The organism is Microbispora rosea (assembly GCF_044460045.1).
GTDB lineage: Bacteria > Actinomycetota > Actinomycetes > Streptosporangiales > Streptosporangiaceae > Microbispora > Microbispora rosea.
The window spans coordinates 12,571-27,401 of sequence record NZ_JBITJO010000020.1; the positions used below are offsets into that span (position 1 = coordinate 12,571).

The following is a 14,831-nucleotide window of genomic DNA, read 5'->3' on the forward strand; positions in this document are numbered from 1 at the left end:
TCAGCTCAGGTTGTTGCCCCACAGCGACTTGTCGTCGTGCTTGACGCTGGCGATTCCGCCGTAGGTGCCGCCGTCGGCGGTGACGAGCGGCGCGGACAGCTGGTCCTCCAGCAGGCCGGGCCGCACTTCGATGATGGTGCTGTCGTGATCGGTCTTGCCCGGCTGGAAGGTCTTGCCCTCGATCGCGGCCTGGGCGTACGACAGCGCCCACTTGGCGTACAGGTCCGCGGGCTGGGAGACGGTGGCGTCGATGTTCCCGGCGGCGATGTCCTTGAGCTCCTGCGGGATGCCGTCGTTGGAGACGACGAAGACGTGCTTGGGGTCGTCCGGCGGCACGAGGAGGTCGCGCTGCTTGAGAACCTGCAGCGTGCCGGCGAGGGCGAAGCTCGACTGCATGTAGACGCCCTTGACGTCGGGGTTCGCCGTCATGACGGTGGAGAGCTTCTGCGAGGCCACGGCGCCGTCCCAGTTCGTCGCCTCGCCGAACACCGTGATGCCGGGATAGTTCTGCTTCATGCAGTCGTTGAACGCCTCGGTGCGGTCCCGGCCGTTGATGGAGGCCAGGTCGCCCTCCAGCATGACCACCTTGCCCTTGCCACCGAGCTTCTCGCCCAGGAACTTGCAGGCCTTCTCCCCGTACGCGCGGTTGTCGGCCCGTACGACCATGAAGGCGTTCCCCGTGTCGGGCCGGGTGTCCACCAGCACGGCGGGGATCTTCTTGTTCTCGAGCTGCTGCAGCGTGGGGGCCACCGCCGCGGTGTCCTGCGGGGCCATCACCACGCCCTTCACACCCTGACTCATCAGGGTCTGCACGTTCGCGGTGAGCTTGGCGATGTCGTTCTGGGAGTTGGTGGTCTTGACCTCCGCACCCAGGTCGCCGGCGAACTTCGGCACGTAGCTGATGTAGGAGTTCCAGAAGTCCGTGTCGGAACGCGGGTAGTCGACGCCGATGACCGGCTTCGCCGCCGCGCCGTTCCCGCCGCCGGAGCTGTCGTCTCCCGTACCGCTGTTCCCGCCGCATGCCGCGGCGAGGCACCCAGATATGGCTAAGGCCGCGGCGAGTGCGAACCGTCTGCGTACCATCGTCTCTCCTTCTGAAGCACCACGGCTGCATGCCTTCGCTGACCGCCACGCTCGGGTGACGTCCGCGCCGCTGTGGGGGGTATGGGCGAGGTTCGTCGTGAGCGGGCTAATCACGACAGGACATGGGATGTCTTTCTATGCTCAAAACCGCTCCAGTGTCCAGACCTTGAGGAAGGATGGTGATATTCCGTTATTCGCGCGGCTTCCGGCGGCAAGGGATCCGACGTATCGACTGGCCACGTCGGGGCGGGAAGACCCGGACACATCGCATGTCTGTCCCTGCTGGAAGGCGCGGCACGACGGGTTCGCTGCCAGGCCGCCCATGCCACGCGCCCCGTCGGGCGAAGGCGCGGCCGGTTCCGGGCGCATCCCCGTACGCCGGGAGGGACCGTGTAGAGGTCCGCTGTCCTGGCATACCAAAATGCAGGTATGTCGTTGACCGAGCAGGCGATCGAACGCATCAGGAAGCGCATCAAGGACGGGACGCTTCCCCCGGGCGCCCGGCTGCCTCCAGAACAGGAGCTGGCAGCCGAGCTCGGCCTGTCCCGCAACCTGCTCAGGGAGGCCGTCCGCTCCCTCGTGACCACACGCGTGCTGGAGGTGCGCAGGGGCGACGGCACCTACGTCACGAGTCTTTCGCCGGAGCTGCTGCTCGAAGGCGTCGGTCTCGCCGTCGAGATGATGCGGGGCGACGATCTGCTCGAGATCACCGAGGTGCGGCGCCTGTTCGAGCCGGTGGCGACGGGTCTGGCCGCCGCCCGGATCACCGCCGGCCAGCTCGCGGACGTCGAACGGCATCTCAACGCCATGATCGCGGCGCAGAACGACATCGAAGCGCTCAACCATCACGACGACGCCTTCCACCGGGCCGTTTTCGAGGCGACGGGCAACAAGTCCCTGTCCGCCCTGCTCGGCGGCATCGCCAGCCGGACCCTCCGGGCGCGTGTCTGGCGCGGGCTCGTCGAGGAGAACGCGGCCGGCCGCACGATCGCCGAGCACGCAGCCATCTATCGCGCGCTCGCGGCCGGCGACGCCCCTCTCGCCCAGGCGGCCGCGCTCGTGCACGTCAGCACCACGGAGACCTGGCTGCGGGAGAACCTCGGCCGTTCGCGGTCCGGCGCGGACCCGGATCCGGTGCGGTGACCACGGCGGGCATCGCACCCTGCCCCGGGATGTCACCCCGCGCCCCGGAATGGCACCCCGCGTCGCCTCCGGCTGGACCCAGCTCAGTCCACCACAGAGCAGTCGGCCACGGGGCCGGACGGCGCGTCGTCGTCGGGCAGCCGGTGCAGGGACTCCTCGACCCCGATGAGATGGTTGGCCATCCGGATGCGCGCCCGTTCGGGATCGCGCGCCGCGAGCGCCGCCAGGATCGCCACGTGCTCGTCGTGGGTGCGCCGGTCCGCGCCCTCCTCGTGCAGGCTTCGCCACAGCCGGCCGCGGACCGTGCGCCGGGCGAACGCCTCGATCAGGCCGATCATGACCGGGTTGCCGGTGTTGGCGGCGATGATGCGGTGGAAGGCGATGTCGATCTCGATGAGACGCTCGTGGTCGTGGGGTGCCTGACCGACGATCCGGGCCGACTCGGCGAGCAGGGCCCTGGCCTGGCACAGCGCCTCATCGGTGATGCCGGTCGCGGCCAGCCGTGCCGCGTCCGACTCCAGCAGACGCCGGACGGTGTAGACGTGCCGCGGATCGCCCTGGCCGTGCAGGTCGACGACGAAGCCCATCGGAGCCAGCAACTGCGTCGCGTCGAGGTTCGTCACGTACGTCCCGTCGCCCTGCCGGGTGCTGACGATGCCGAGGATCGACAGCGCCGAGACCCCTTCGCGCAACGCCCCGCGTGAGACGCCCAGCGACTCGGCGAGGTCCTTCTCGACGGGCAGGCGGTCGCCGGGCCGCAGGACGCCGTCGAGGATCATCCGCTTGATGCTGTCCACTACATCGTCTGTGCGTGACATGGCAGGTAGGTTTCCAAAGTCCGGACGGAGCGGGGGATTTCCCCGTCACCACGGGCAGTCAGAGGGCGGATGCGGCCTGCCCGCGCGTCGTCGCCCGTGCTCGTCGGGGAATTGGTGCCGCTCTACGGATACAGCACGCGACCGCCCACCGCTACCCGGCGGGTGCGGCCTGCCCCGCCGCCGTCCCGCGCGGGCCTGCCGCCCGGTGGTGCGGGCAACCGTCCTCTCGTGGCCGCCCGCGACGCCCGGTTTCCCCTCCGTCGCCCACGTCCCACCCGCCCCGACCTGGATCAGTGTGCCCTGAGGGCAGGGACAGGCCAAAGGTTAGATGTTTCGCGGCGATGGATGCGCCAGATGACCGCCTTATGGGCTTTTCTATAGCAATCGTTGACCGATACATCAAATCTTTGTAGCTTTGCCATCACCCCCTACACAGCCTCGTCACGCAGCCGGTCCCGCCGAACCCCGCCAGTCTCCTCGATGTCGGGATCGCAGCCATTGGCGCGGCGCCGGCCGCCGGCAAGGCCGCAGTGCGCTTGGAGAGCGAATGCCAGATCTGACGCGAAGGCAATTGATGAAGATCGGCACGGTCGGAGCCGGGGCTCTGATGCTGCCGATGCAATGGACAGCGGTCGCCCGAGCCGGATCGGTGGCACCCTCGGAGGTACGCGCCGCCAACGACCTGGCGCTCTGGTACGACAGAGGCGCCGGCACGGACTGGCTCCGCGCCCTCCCCATCGGCAACGGCCGCCTCGGCGCCATGGTGTTCGGCAACGTCGACACCGAGCGCCTGCAGCTCAACGAGGACACCGTCTGGGGCGGCGGGCCGTACGACCAGAGCAACACCAAGGGCCTGGCGGCGCTGCCGGAGATCCGGCGCCTGGTCTTCGAAGACCAGTGGAGCCAGGCCCAGACCCTGATCGACCAGAACATGCTGGGCAAGCCCGCGGGCCAGCTCGCCTACCAGACGGTCGGCAACATCAGGCTGGCCTTCCCCGGCACCAGCGGGTTCACGGAGTACAACCGCCAGCTCGACCTCACCACCGCCGTCACGTCCGTCAACTACCTGCTGAACGGCGTGCGGTACAAGCGCGAGGTGTTCGCCAGCGCGCCCGACCAGGTCATCGTCGTTCGCCTCACGGCCGACAAGCCCGGCTCGATCACCTTCAGCGCGACGTTCGACAGCCCACAGCGCACGACGCTCACCAGCCCGGACAGCTCGACAGTGGCGCTCGACGGCGTGTCGGGCAACTTCGAGGGCATCACCGGCCAGGTCAAGTTCCTGGCGCTGGCCAAGGCCGTCGCCGAGGGCGGCACCGTCACCAGTTCCGGCGGAACGCTCCAAGTGTCCGCCGCCGACAGCGTGACGCTGCTGGTCTCCATCGGCTCCAGCTACGTCAACTACAAGGACGTCAGCGGCGACTACCAGGGCATCGCGCGGGGGCACCTCGACGACGCCAAGGGCAAGGCCTACGACACGCTGCGCAGCCGGCACGTGGCCGACTACCAGGAGCTGTTCAACCGGACGACGCTCGACCTCGGCCGCACCGACGCGGCCGACCAGCCGACCGACGTGCGGATCACCCAGCACGGGGCCGTCGACGACCCGCAGTTCTCCGCGCTGCTCTTCCAGTTCGGCCGCTACCTGCTGATCAGCTCCTCGCGGCCGGGGACCCAGCCGGCCAACCTGCAGGGCATCTGGAACGACTCGATGAGCCCGCAGTGGGACTCGAAGTACACCATCAACGCCAACCTGCCGATGAACTACTGGCCCGCCGACACCACGAACCTGTCGGAGTGCTTCGAGCCGGTGTTCAGCATGATCCAGGACCTCACCGTGACCGGCGCCCGCACGGCCCAGGTGCAGTACGGCGCCGGCGGCTGGGTCACCCACCACAACACCGACGCGTGGCGGGCGACCTCGGTCGTCGACGGCGCGCTCTGGGGCATGTGGCAGAGCGGTGGCGCGTGGCTGGCCACGATGATCTGGGACCACTACCGGTTCACCGGGGACGTCGAGTTCCTGAGGAAGAACTACCCGGCGATGAAGGGCTCGGCGCAGTTCTTCCTCGACACCCTCGTGGAGGAGCCGAAGCTCGGGTATCTGGTCACGAACCCGTCGAACTCCCCTGAACTTCCCCACCATGCGAACGTCAGCGTGGCCGCCGGTCCCACCATGGACAACCAGATCCTGCGCGACCTGTTCGACGGCTGCGCGGAGGCCAGCGAGGTCCTCGGCGTGGACGCGAGCTTCCGGGCGCAGGTCCTGGCCGCCAAGGACCGGCTCCCTCCGATGAAGATCGGCTCGCGCGGCAACATCCAGGAGTGGCTGTACGACTGGGTGGAGACCGAGCGGAACCACCGGCACATCTCGCACCTGTACGGCCTGCACCCCAGCCACCAGATCACCAAGCGCGGCACCCCGGAGCTGTACAACGCGGCGCGGCGGACCCTCGAACTGCGCGGCGACGACGGCACCGGCTGGTCGCTGGCCTGGAAGATCAACTACTGGGCGCGGATGGAGGAGGGCAAGCGGGCGCACGACCTGGTCCGCCTCCTGGTCACGCCGGCGAGGCTCGCGCCGAACATGTTCGACCTGCACCCGCCGTTCCAGATCGACGGCAACTTCGGCGCCACCTCCGGCATCGCCGAGATGCTGCTGCAGAGCCACACCGGCGAGCTGCACGTGCTGCCCGCGCTGCCCTCGGCGTGGCCGGACGGGAAGGTGCAGGGCCTGCGGGGCCGCGGCGGCCACACCGTCGGCGCGGAGTGGAGCGACGGGCAGGCCGACGAGTACCTCATCACGCCCGACCGCGACGGTGTCGTCAAGGTACGCGGCGGCATCTTCGCCGGCCGCCACAAGGTCCGCGACGTCACCGGCAGCGGCACGGTCAAGGTGGAGAAGACCGAGCCCGACGCCGTCGAGATCACGGCGCAGGCCGGTCACACCTACCGGGCGTTCGCGCTGCAGAAGGTCACGGTGACCGCACCGGTCGAGGTCACGCCGGGTGACGAGGCGAAGGCCGAGGTCACCGTCAAGGCGATCGAGGAGTCGCTGGCGTCGGCGACGGTGTCCCTCACGGTGCCTGAGGGGTGGACCGTCACCCCCGAGCAGGCCAACGTGGGGCCACTGGCGGCGGACGCCACGGCCAAGGTGGAGTTCACCTTCACTCCCGCCGAGGGCGCGGCCACCGGCACCGCGGTCATCACCGCCGTCGTCGGCGGCACCGAGGCGGGCGAGGACTGGAGCGTGTCCACCCAGGCCACGGTGCAGGTGTGGGGCGGCGGGGAGAAGCCGCTGGAGGAGCTCTTCAGCAACGTCGCGGTCACCGACGACACCAACACCGCTCCCGGGAACTTCGACGGCAACGGCGCCAGCATCTCCGCACAGGCGCTGGCGTCGGTCGGTGTCACCCCCGGGGCCACCGTCACCGTGAACGGGCTGAACTTCACCTGGCCCGACGTCACGGTGGGCACCCCCGACAACGCCATCGCCTCCGGGCAGTCCCTCAAGGTGACCGGCACCGGCAAGACGCTCGGCTTCCTGCTGACCGGGACCTACGGCGCGGTGTCCGGGCCGGCCACCGTCGTCTACAAGGACGGCACGCGGCAGACCTTCACCCTCAGCTCGCCCGACTGGTACGGCGCGCCGAGTTCGGGGAGCGCCGCTGCCGCCGTGGCCCCCTACCAGAACCGGCCGAACAATCAGCGGCAGAACACCCCCGCCACCATCTACTACTCCGGCGTTGCTCTGCAGAACAAGGAGATCTCCCGCGTCGACCTGCCCAACATCAGCGCGGGGGCGGCGAACGGGGTCGCGACGATGCACATCTTCGCCGTCGCGCTCGACTCCGTCACGCCGCCCGCACCCGAGGTCAAGCTGACCGTCACCGCCTCCTCCCGCTGCATCGGCACCTCGGCGTACGTTGCGGTCACCGCCGTCAACGACTCCGACGTTCCGGCGACGATCACGCTGACCACTCCCTACGGTTCCAAGACGGTGGCCGACGTGGCTCCGGGCAAGCAGGCCTACCAGTCCTTCAACACCCGCGCCGCCCAGATCGACGCCGGCACGGTCACTGTGAAGGCGACCGCCACGATCGGCGGCAAGCAGGTCACCTCGTCCTACGACGTCGACTACAGCGCGGCAAGCTGCGGCTGAGCCGCCACCACCGCGGTAGCGCAACCCGGGGCCGGCCGGCCGACCAGCCGGCCGGCCCCGCCCCCATAGATGGAGCGATTCCCATGAGAATGACCACCCGGATACTCGCCGCGTCGGTGCTCGGCCTGGCCCTCGCCGGGGCCGGCGTGGCCGGTCCCGCGCTGGCCGACGACGACCCCGCCACCGGCGGCGTCGATGTGTCGGTGAACATCCAGCCCACCACCACTCCCGGCCAGCTGTCGATGACCGTGGCCGACAACAACGGGGTGTCCCTGGAGGAGAACGGCTCCGACGCCGCCGCCCGCCAGTTCACCGGCACCCTGCCCACCGTCACCGTCACCGACACCCGCACCCCCGAGGAGATCCCCGCCGGCGAGTACTGGGCCGTCGTCGGCCAGGCCAGCCAGTTCGTCGCCGCCGACGACCCGGCCAAGACCATCGGCCCCGAATACCTGGGCTGGAAGCCGCACCTGATCAGCGACTCCTCCACCGGCGCGGTCGCCGCCGGTGAGCCGGTCTCCAGTGTCGTCTCCGACGGCACCGGGGCCCCCGAGGTGGGTCTGAAGGGCCAGGAACTGCTGGTCTCCTCGGCCAACTCCACCGAGGAGATCGGCACCTCGCAGGTCAACGCCGACCTCGCCCTGCGCACCCCCGCCGACGTCGCCGCCGGCGAATACCACTCCACCATCACCCTGTCGCTGTTCAACCAGTCCTGAGCCCCCAGCCCAGAGTGAAACTTTCAGACATCCCATTAATCGACGGAATCAGGGGTGGTGCCCTTGGCGGACATGCGCTGACCGCACGCGGTGCGAGGCGAGTAGCGGCAACGCCGATGCGGCATCCGTCGACGTGCGGATTCGTCTGCCCGGGCCTCGTTTCCAGTGGTCGAACGGACAAGGCCTCGTAGCCGCGGAGTGCGTGACGCGCGGGCCCGGCGGCGGGGGAGTATGGACAGATCGCTCTGCCTGACATACAACGACATCCAATGTCTCTGTGGTGACCGTCTGCTCATCTCCGAGAAACATCCAAGGGATCGTGTCCATGCGTACCGTCGTCGGGCCAGGGCCGTCGTGGCCGAGCTGATCCTCACGGGATCGCCGCGCCGGCCGTCGGCGTCCGGCGCCCCGCAGAATCCCCCCGATCGCGAGAGGTCCTCGCCATGTCCGCACCCTCGTTCCAGTTCAGCCGCCGGCAACTGTTCCTGGCGGCCGGGGCCGCCACGGCCGCCGGCCTGTTGAAAGCCGGGCCCGCCTGGGCGAACGCCGGTCCGCAGAGCTACAGCCCGAGCTGGTCGTCGGTGGACCAGCACCCGCCGGCCGCCGAGTGGTTCCAGGACGCGAAGTTCGGCATCTACTACCACTGGGGCGTGTTCAGCGTCCCCGCGTTCGCCAACGAGTGGTATCCGCGCAACATGTACAACAACGGGTCGAACGAGAACAACCACCACAAGAGCGTCTATGGCGACCCCTCGGCGTGGCCGTACCACAACTTCATCAACGGCGCCCGGGACAAGGCCGGCAACTGGGTGCAGTTCGCGCCGAAGCTGAAGTCGGCCGGGGGCAACTTCGACCCGAACGAGTGGGCGCAGCTGTTCGCCGACGCGGGCGCCAGGTTCGCCGGGCCGGTGGCCGAGCACCACGACGGCTACTCCATGTGGAACAGCAGGGTGAACGAGTGGAACTCGGTCGCCACCGGGCCCAGGCTCGACCTGCTGCGGCTGCACGCCGACGCCATCCGGGCCAAGGGCCTCAAACTGCTCGTGGCCATGCACCACACCTACAACTTCACCGGCTTCTACCAGTGGGCGCCGGCCCAGTCGACGACCTCCCTCAAGAAGCTGTACGGCCAGCTCAGCTTCGCCGACGAACAGCAGCTCTGGTACGACAAGCTCAAGGAGGTCATCGACGGTTACCAGCCCGACGTCATCTGGCAGGACTTCAACCTCAGCAGGCTCGACGAGTCCCGGCGGCTGGCCTTCCTGGCGTACTACTACAACCAGGCGGTCGCCTGGAACAGGGACGTCGTCGCGACCTACAAGGACGGGTTCAACACCAGGGGAGAGGTCTTCGACTACGAGCGCGGCGGCCCGGCCGCCCTCCAGAACCCCTACTGGCTGACCGACGACAGCATCTCCAGCTCCAGCTGGTGCTACACCGTCGGCATCGGCTACTACTCGCTCAACGCCATGCTGCACTCGCTGATCGACCGGGTCAGCAAGAACGGCAACATGCTCCTGAACATCGCTCCCATGGCCGACGGCACCATCCCGTCCGGGCAGCGGTCGATCCTGCTGGGCATCGGGGACTACCTCAAGCGGTTCGGCGAGTCCATCTACTCCACCCGCGCCTGGGCGACCTTCGGCGAGGGCCCCACCCAGATGGGCGGCGGTTCCTTCACCACGCCGCGTGCGGGCACCAACACCGACATCCGCTTCACCCGCAGCAAGGACAACACTGTGCTGTACGCCACCGTGCTGGGCTGGCCGGGCAGCACCCTGCACATCACGACCCTGGGCGCCAACCGGATCAACCTGAGCAACCTGGCCACGGTGCAGCTCCTCGGCTCTTCGGCGGGCCAGTACACCACCCTGCCCAACCGCACGCAGGACGGCTCGGGGCTGCACATCTCGATGCCCTCGTCCAACGCCCCCTTCAGCGCCCCGGCGTACGTGGTCAAGCTGACCTTCAACGGCCAGATCCCCTCCCTGGGCTCCGGCGGCACCCCCACCGGCTACGTGCGGATCGCCAACGCCTCCACCGGCCTGGTGCTGGACAGCGGCGGCAACGTGGCGTCGGGGTCGAACCTCAAGCAGTGGAACTGGGACGGCAGCACGAACCTCCAGTGGCAGCTCGTCGACCTGGGCGGCGGCTGGTATCGGATCGTCAACCGCACCAACGGCATGGTGGCCGACAGCTGGGGTGACACCGCCAACGGCGCCAACGCCAGGCAGGCGGCCTGGAACGGCGGCAACAACCAGCAGTGGCGCCTGAACGACCTCGGCAACGGCCGCTACCAGATCGTCAACCGGGGCACCGGCACCGCCCTCGACGGCATGGGCTACACCACCGCCGGCTCCGCCGTCGGCATGTGGACGCCGAACAACAACGCCAACAACCAGTGGACCGTCATCGCTGTCTGACCACCGCCGTCGCGCGGCCCGGATGCGGAGGACGCCTCCGCCCACGCCGGCGACCAGGACGGGATGAAGGACCCGCGTGACGACCGGCCGTGCCGCCGGCGTCGCGGAGCCGCCGGGGCAGCTCGTCCCGGACGGGAGAAGTTCACCAGGCCAGGTCTCTGTGATCAGGGACCTGGCCGTCTCTTTCCCACGACACCCTCGGCCGGCGTCGGCGCCACCGGCCGCCTCCGCGCCCGCGCGACGACACCCGCGCGTCGATGGTCGCTTGCCGGTCCATGGGCACTCCTCGAGAGTCGGGCGTGGCGTCTGGGTGGCGCAAGTGTTACCGCTATCACTGATGACCGTCAAGGAAGACGCTGTGCGAAGGTGAATCTTCCACGTCCTCCCCGGTGTCTTTCCAAGCCGGATCAAGCCGCTCTGATCTGCGGCTTCACTCCGTTCTCCGGCCCAGTGGGGCGCCCTGTCCTGTGACCGGGGCTTGACACCGTCATCGGCACGCTCTACACCGTGATGTTACCGATAACTCCGATAGGGCGTCGCCGATCCCGTGACGCCGAGCGGCGGGGAGCCCGGCTTCCGCGCGCCTCCGCCGTTCCCGCCCTCACGCCCCCGACGAGGAGAAGAACCATGCACGACTTACCCGTCCACCCGGCGGCCGGGCGGCGACGGCCGCCGGGCGCCGTCGCCCGGCACCCGCTCATGGGCCCGCTCATGGGCCTGTTCACGGTGCTCGTCACCCTGGCGGCCACCGCGCTCACCTGGACGGCGCCGGCATCCGCCGCCCCCGCGCCGCTGGTGAGCGCCTCCTCCGGCCGGTGCCTCGACGTGAAGGGCAACGTCGACACGCTCGGCACCGCGCTGGACATCTGGGACTGCAACGGCCAGGCCAACCAGGGCTTCGAGTTCACCTCGGCCGGCGAACTGCGCACGATGAACGGCACCCGCTGCGTGGACGCCTACAACAACCAGACCTCGCCGGGCACCCAGGTGATCATCTGGTCCTGCAACGGCCAGGCCAACCAGAAGTGGCGGCAGAACTCCGACGGGTCGGTCGCGGGGACGCAGTCGGGCCTGTGCCTCGACGTGGACCACGCCGGCACCGCCAACGGCACCGCCGTCATCCTGTGGACCTGCAACGGGCAGAGCAACCAGAAGTGGGGCGCCACGACCGGCGGCGGCAGCGCCCTCGTGGTCGACGCGAGCAGCGTCGTGCGCCCGGTCACCCGCGTCGCGTCGGGCACCCTCTACGGCCTGTCCGACGCGAACACCCCGCCGGTGTCGATGATGCAGCCGCTGAAGCTGCACCAGCTCCGGCAGCCGCCGCCGCTGCACGAGCACCGGCCGAACGGCTCCCCGGTGCCGATCGGTGACACGCTGAACGTCTGGCGCAACGCCGCCGCCGTCGGCGCGGTGATCACGGTCGACATGGCCGACAGCTTCGACGGCTTCCCCTACAACTGGACGAACTGGAACGACTGGTACAGCCGGATCGACAAGATGATCGCGGCGGCGAAGTCGGCGGGCGTCAGCAACATCGACGCCTGGGAGCCGTGGAACGAGCCGGACTGGACCTGGCCGTCGGCGTCGGGCGTCTCCTTCAACGAGGGGTGGGTGCGCACCTACCAGCGGATCCGGCAGAGCGAGCCGAACAAGGCCATCATGGGCCCGAGCTACTCTTACCTGGACCTCAACCGGATGCGCTCCTTCCTCACCAACGCGAAGGCCACGAACACCCTGCCCGAGGTGGTCTCATGGCACGAGCTGAGCGGATGGCAGCAGGTCAGCGCGAACGTCCGGGCCTACCGCGCGCTGGAGCGCGAGCTGGGCATCTCGCCGCGGCCCATCTCCATCAACGAGTACGCCACGACCGGCGAGATCGACGTGCCGAGCAGCGTCAACCACTACGTCGCCCAGTTCGAGCGCGAGGGCGTGCGCGACGCCGAGCGGGCGTTCTGGTACGAGGCCGGCACGCTCAACGGCCTGCTGTACAACGGCCAGCCGACGGCGTCGTACTGGATGTACAAGTGGTACGCCGACCAGACCGGCAACGTCGTCAAGGTGACCCCGACCACGTACAACGACGGCGTGGCCGCCTACGACGGCAGGACGTTCAGCCTGGTCTTCGGCGGCCAGGCCGGCAACAACTCGATCCGCGTCGACGGGGTCGGCGGGCTGGGCTCCTCGGTCACCGCGACCCTGGAGTACGTTCCGGGCTCCGGACGCAAGACGAACGTGGCGGCGGCGACCCGGGTGTGGTCGAACGCCTACACCGTCACCAACGGCAGCGTCACGATCCCGATCGCCAACCAGGACGCCAACGGCGCCTACCGCCTGGTCCTGACGCCCAGATGACGGGCGAGGAGGCCCACCGGGCGCCCGGTGGGCCTCCTCTTTCCCGCACGCCTATTCCCTGATCAGGTGGATCAGGGCGCTGGCGTAGTCGCCGGAAGCCAGCTCGGGGAACAGTCCGTGGGCGAGCAGCACGGCCCCGTGGTGGACCTCTCCCGTGGCCGTGTCGCGGTAGCACGCCCGCGGGTCGAGGGCGCGCAGCGGGATCCCCGGATCGGCGTGCCCGAACCGGCGGGCGCGGCGGAAGACGAGCACGGCGGTCTCGGCGCCGTCGGAGGCGAGGTACTGCACGGCCGACAGCTCGCCGCCCGGCGGCAGCAGGCGGTGCTGGCGGCCGTGCTGGACCAGTGGCCGGATCCGCTTGTAGTCGGCGACGAGCTCGGCCGCCCGATCCAGCTCGGCCTGGCTCCACTCGGTCAGGGCCCCGCCGATCGAGAGCAGCCCGGCCATGGCCACGTGGAAACGGAAGTCGAGGGGGATCTCCCGGCCGGTGTAGGGGTTGGGGCTGTCGGTGACCCACGCGCCCATCACCCGGGCCGGGTAAAGCTGCGAGAAGCCGTGCTGGATGTCCAGCCGGTCGAGGGCGTCGGTGTTGTCGGAGGTCCACACCTGGTCGGTGCGGCGCAGGATGCCGAGGTCCACCCGGCCGCCGCCGCTGCTGCACGACTCGATCCGCACGTGCGGGTGGGCGGCGCGGAGCCGGTCGAGCACGTCGTACAGGGTCTGCACGTGGCCCAGCCACAGCCGCTCGTCCGGGCCGGCCTCGGTGAAGGGGCGGTTCATGTCCCACTTGAGGAAGTCGATGGCGTTCTTGGCCAGCAACTCGTCCAGTGTCCGGAACAGCCAGTCCCCGACCTCCGGCCGGGACAGGTCGAGCACGAGCTGGTTGCGGTGCTCGGTGCGCCGCCGGTGCGGCCGGTGGATCACCCAGTCGGGGTGGGCGCGGTAGAGGTCGCTGTCGGGGTTGACCATCTCCGGCTCCACCCACAGCCCGAACAGCATGCCCAGCTCGTGCACCCGGTCGATCAGCGGCCCGAGCCCGTCGGGGAACCGGCGCGGGTTGGGATACCAGTCGCCGAGCCCGGCGGCGTCGTGGGTGCGGGCGCCGAACCAGCCGTCGTCCACCACGAACAGCTCCACGCCCATCCGGGCGGCCGACTCCGCCAGCCGGATCTGCCCGTCCAGCGAGACGTCGAAGCCCGTCGCCTCCCAGGAGTTGTAGAGCACCGGCCGCAGCTCTCCGGCATGCGGCAGGACATGCCGGAGCTGGTGGTCGTGCCAGGCGCGGCTGGCGGCGCCGAAGCCGCCCTCGGTGTACAGCCCGGCGCACACCGGCGTGACCAGCTCCTCCCCGGTGCCCAGCTCCCAGGTCACGGGGTCGTGCCCGAATCCCGCCGACAGCGTCACCCGCTCGGTGGGCAGGCGCTGTGCGGTGAGCCGCCAGCTCCCGCTCCACGCCAGCGCGCAGGAGTAGACCGCGCCGTGCTCCTCGCCCGCCGTGCCGTCGTCGACCATCGCCCAGGGGTTGGCCTGGTGGCTGGTCACACCCCTGCGGCTGGTCATGACGGTCTCGCCGTACGGCAGCTCGGTGCGGTGCACCCGGGTCTCGGCGCCCCACTGGCCGCGTACGGAGCTGAGCCGGTAGCCGTTCAAGCGGGGGAGCACCCAGGTCGCGGAGTCCGCGCGCACGACGGTGACCGGCTCGCCCTCGTTGCGCAGCACCAGGTGGCGCTCGATCACGTCGCCGTGCAGGCGGTAGTGGCACTCCACGGCCAGCGGGTAGTGACGGTCGGCGTACGCCAGCACCAGCTCCCGATCGGCGCGGCGTTGTCCGGTGTAGACGAGCTCCAGGTCGCGGGTGCCGTCGGCGAAGCGCACCTGCAGGCCGGCGCTCCCGTAGCACAGGCCTCCGGTTGCGACCAGGTCGAAGGAGCCCTCCAGCGGGTCCTCCACCGGCCGGAAGCCCAGCGCCGGCAGCCGTAGCAGGAGAGAGGCCGCCTGCTCGGGGGTGAACCGCGGTCCCCAGTGCAGGACGCGCGGCCGGTCGGCATCGTCGAGGTGCAGCACATAGGAGGAGGACGGCCCGGACAGCACCCACAGGCGGTGTTCGGAGTCGTGATGGATCATCTCAGCCTTT

Annotated in this window: 8 protein-coding genes; 5 read left to right on the forward strand and 3 right to left on the reverse strand. The window is 69.6% G+C overall.

What is annotated here, in order from left to right; genetic code table 11:
- A complete protein-coding gene (locus ACIBK1_RS40175) occupies positions 1–1,083 on the reverse strand; it encodes a sugar ABC transporter substrate-binding protein (protein WP_030512505.1) in 1,083 nt (360 codons plus the stop codon).
- A 429-nt stretch (positions 1,084–1,512) separates the two neighbouring features.
- Between ACIBK1_RS40175 and ACIBK1_RS40180 the strand changes: the two genes are divergently transcribed.
- On the forward strand, positions 1,513–2,226 hold the full coding sequence (locus tag ACIBK1_RS40180; protein WP_076443234.1) for a FadR/GntR family transcriptional regulator: 714 nt from the start codon (positions 1,513–1,515) through the stop codon (positions 2,224–2,226).
- Between the two features lie 83 nt (positions 2,227–2,309).
- Here the strand turns inward: ACIBK1_RS40180 and ACIBK1_RS40185 are convergent, their stop codons facing one another.
- Positions 2,310–3,044 carry a FadR/GntR family transcriptional regulator gene (locus ACIBK1_RS40185; protein WP_051762900.1) on the reverse strand — a complete coding sequence of 245 codons (735 nt, stop codon included), beginning with the start codon at positions 3,042–3,044 and terminating at the stop codon, positions 2,310–2,312.
- A 616-nt stretch (positions 3,045–3,660) separates the two neighbouring features.
- Between ACIBK1_RS40185 and ACIBK1_RS40190 the strand changes: the two genes are divergently transcribed.
- From ACIBK1_RS40190 to ACIBK1_RS40205, 4 genes are all read left to right on the forward strand, one after another.
- Positions 3,661–7,206, forward strand: coding sequence for a glycosyl hydrolase family 95 catalytic domain-containing protein (locus ACIBK1_RS40190; RefSeq protein ID WP_396740883.1), 3,546 nt, complete (start codon positions 3,661–3,663; stop codon positions 7,204–7,206).
- Between the two features lie 83 nt (positions 7,207–7,289).
- Complete coding sequence (locus ACIBK1_RS40195; protein WP_396740885.1) at positions 7,290–7,922, forward strand: hypothetical protein; 633 nt, start codon at positions 7,290–7,292, stop codon at positions 7,920–7,922.
- A 443-nt stretch (positions 7,923–8,365) separates the two neighbouring features.
- Positions 8,366–10,345, forward strand: a complete 1,980-nt coding sequence (locus tag ACIBK1_RS40200; RefSeq protein ID WP_396724629.1) for an alpha-L-fucosidase — start codon at positions 8,366–8,368, stop codon at positions 10,343–10,345.
- A gap of 627 nt (positions 10,346–10,972) precedes the next feature.
- Positions 10,973–12,697, forward strand: coding sequence for an RICIN domain-containing protein (locus ACIBK1_RS40205; RefSeq protein WP_051762797.1), 1,725 nt, complete (start codon positions 10,973–10,975; stop codon positions 12,695–12,697).
- A 51-nt stretch (positions 12,698–12,748) separates the two neighbouring features.
- On the opposite strand, the gene ACIBK1_RS40210 is transcribed toward ACIBK1_RS40205, so the two are convergent.
- Positions 12,749–14,821 carry an alpha-galactosidase gene (locus ACIBK1_RS40210; RefSeq protein WP_396740886.1) on the reverse strand — a complete coding sequence of 691 codons (2,073 nt, stop codon included), beginning with the start codon at positions 14,819–14,821 and terminating at the stop codon, positions 12,749–12,751.
- Between the last annotated feature and the right edge of the window lie 10 nt (positions 14,822–14,831).

Excerpts from the sequence above, each read along its gene's own strand:
- ACIBK1_RS40175 (WP_030512505.1), bottom strand. The coding sequence starts at position 1,083 with ATGGTACGCAGACGGTTCGCACTCGCCGCGGCCTTAGCCATATCTGGG.
- ACIBK1_RS40180 (WP_076443234.1), top strand. The coding sequence starts at position 1,513 with ATGTCGTTGACCGAGCAGGCGATCGAACGCATCAGGAAGCGCATCAAG.
- ACIBK1_RS40185 (WP_051762900.1), bottom strand. The coding sequence starts at position 3,044 with ATGTCACGCACAGACGATGTAGTGGACAGCATCAAGCGGATGATCCTC.
- ACIBK1_RS40190 (WP_396740883.1), top strand. The coding sequence starts at position 3,661 with ATGCAATGGACAGCGGTCGCCCGAGCCGGATCGGTGGCACCCTCGGAG.
- ACIBK1_RS40195 (WP_396740885.1), top strand. The coding sequence starts at position 7,290 with ATGAGAATGACCACCCGGATACTCGCCGCGTCGGTGCTCGGCCTGGCC.
- ACIBK1_RS40200 (WP_396724629.1), top strand. The coding sequence starts at position 8,366 with ATGTCCGCACCCTCGTTCCAGTTCAGCCGCCGGCAACTGTTCCTGGCG.
- ACIBK1_RS40205 (WP_051762797.1), top strand. The coding sequence starts at position 10,973 with ATGCACGACTTACCCGTCCACCCGGCGGCCGGGCGGCGACGGCCGCCG.
- ACIBK1_RS40210 (WP_396740886.1), bottom strand. The coding sequence starts at position 14,821 with ATGATCCATCACGACTCCGAACACCGCCTGTGGGTGCTGTCCGGGCCG.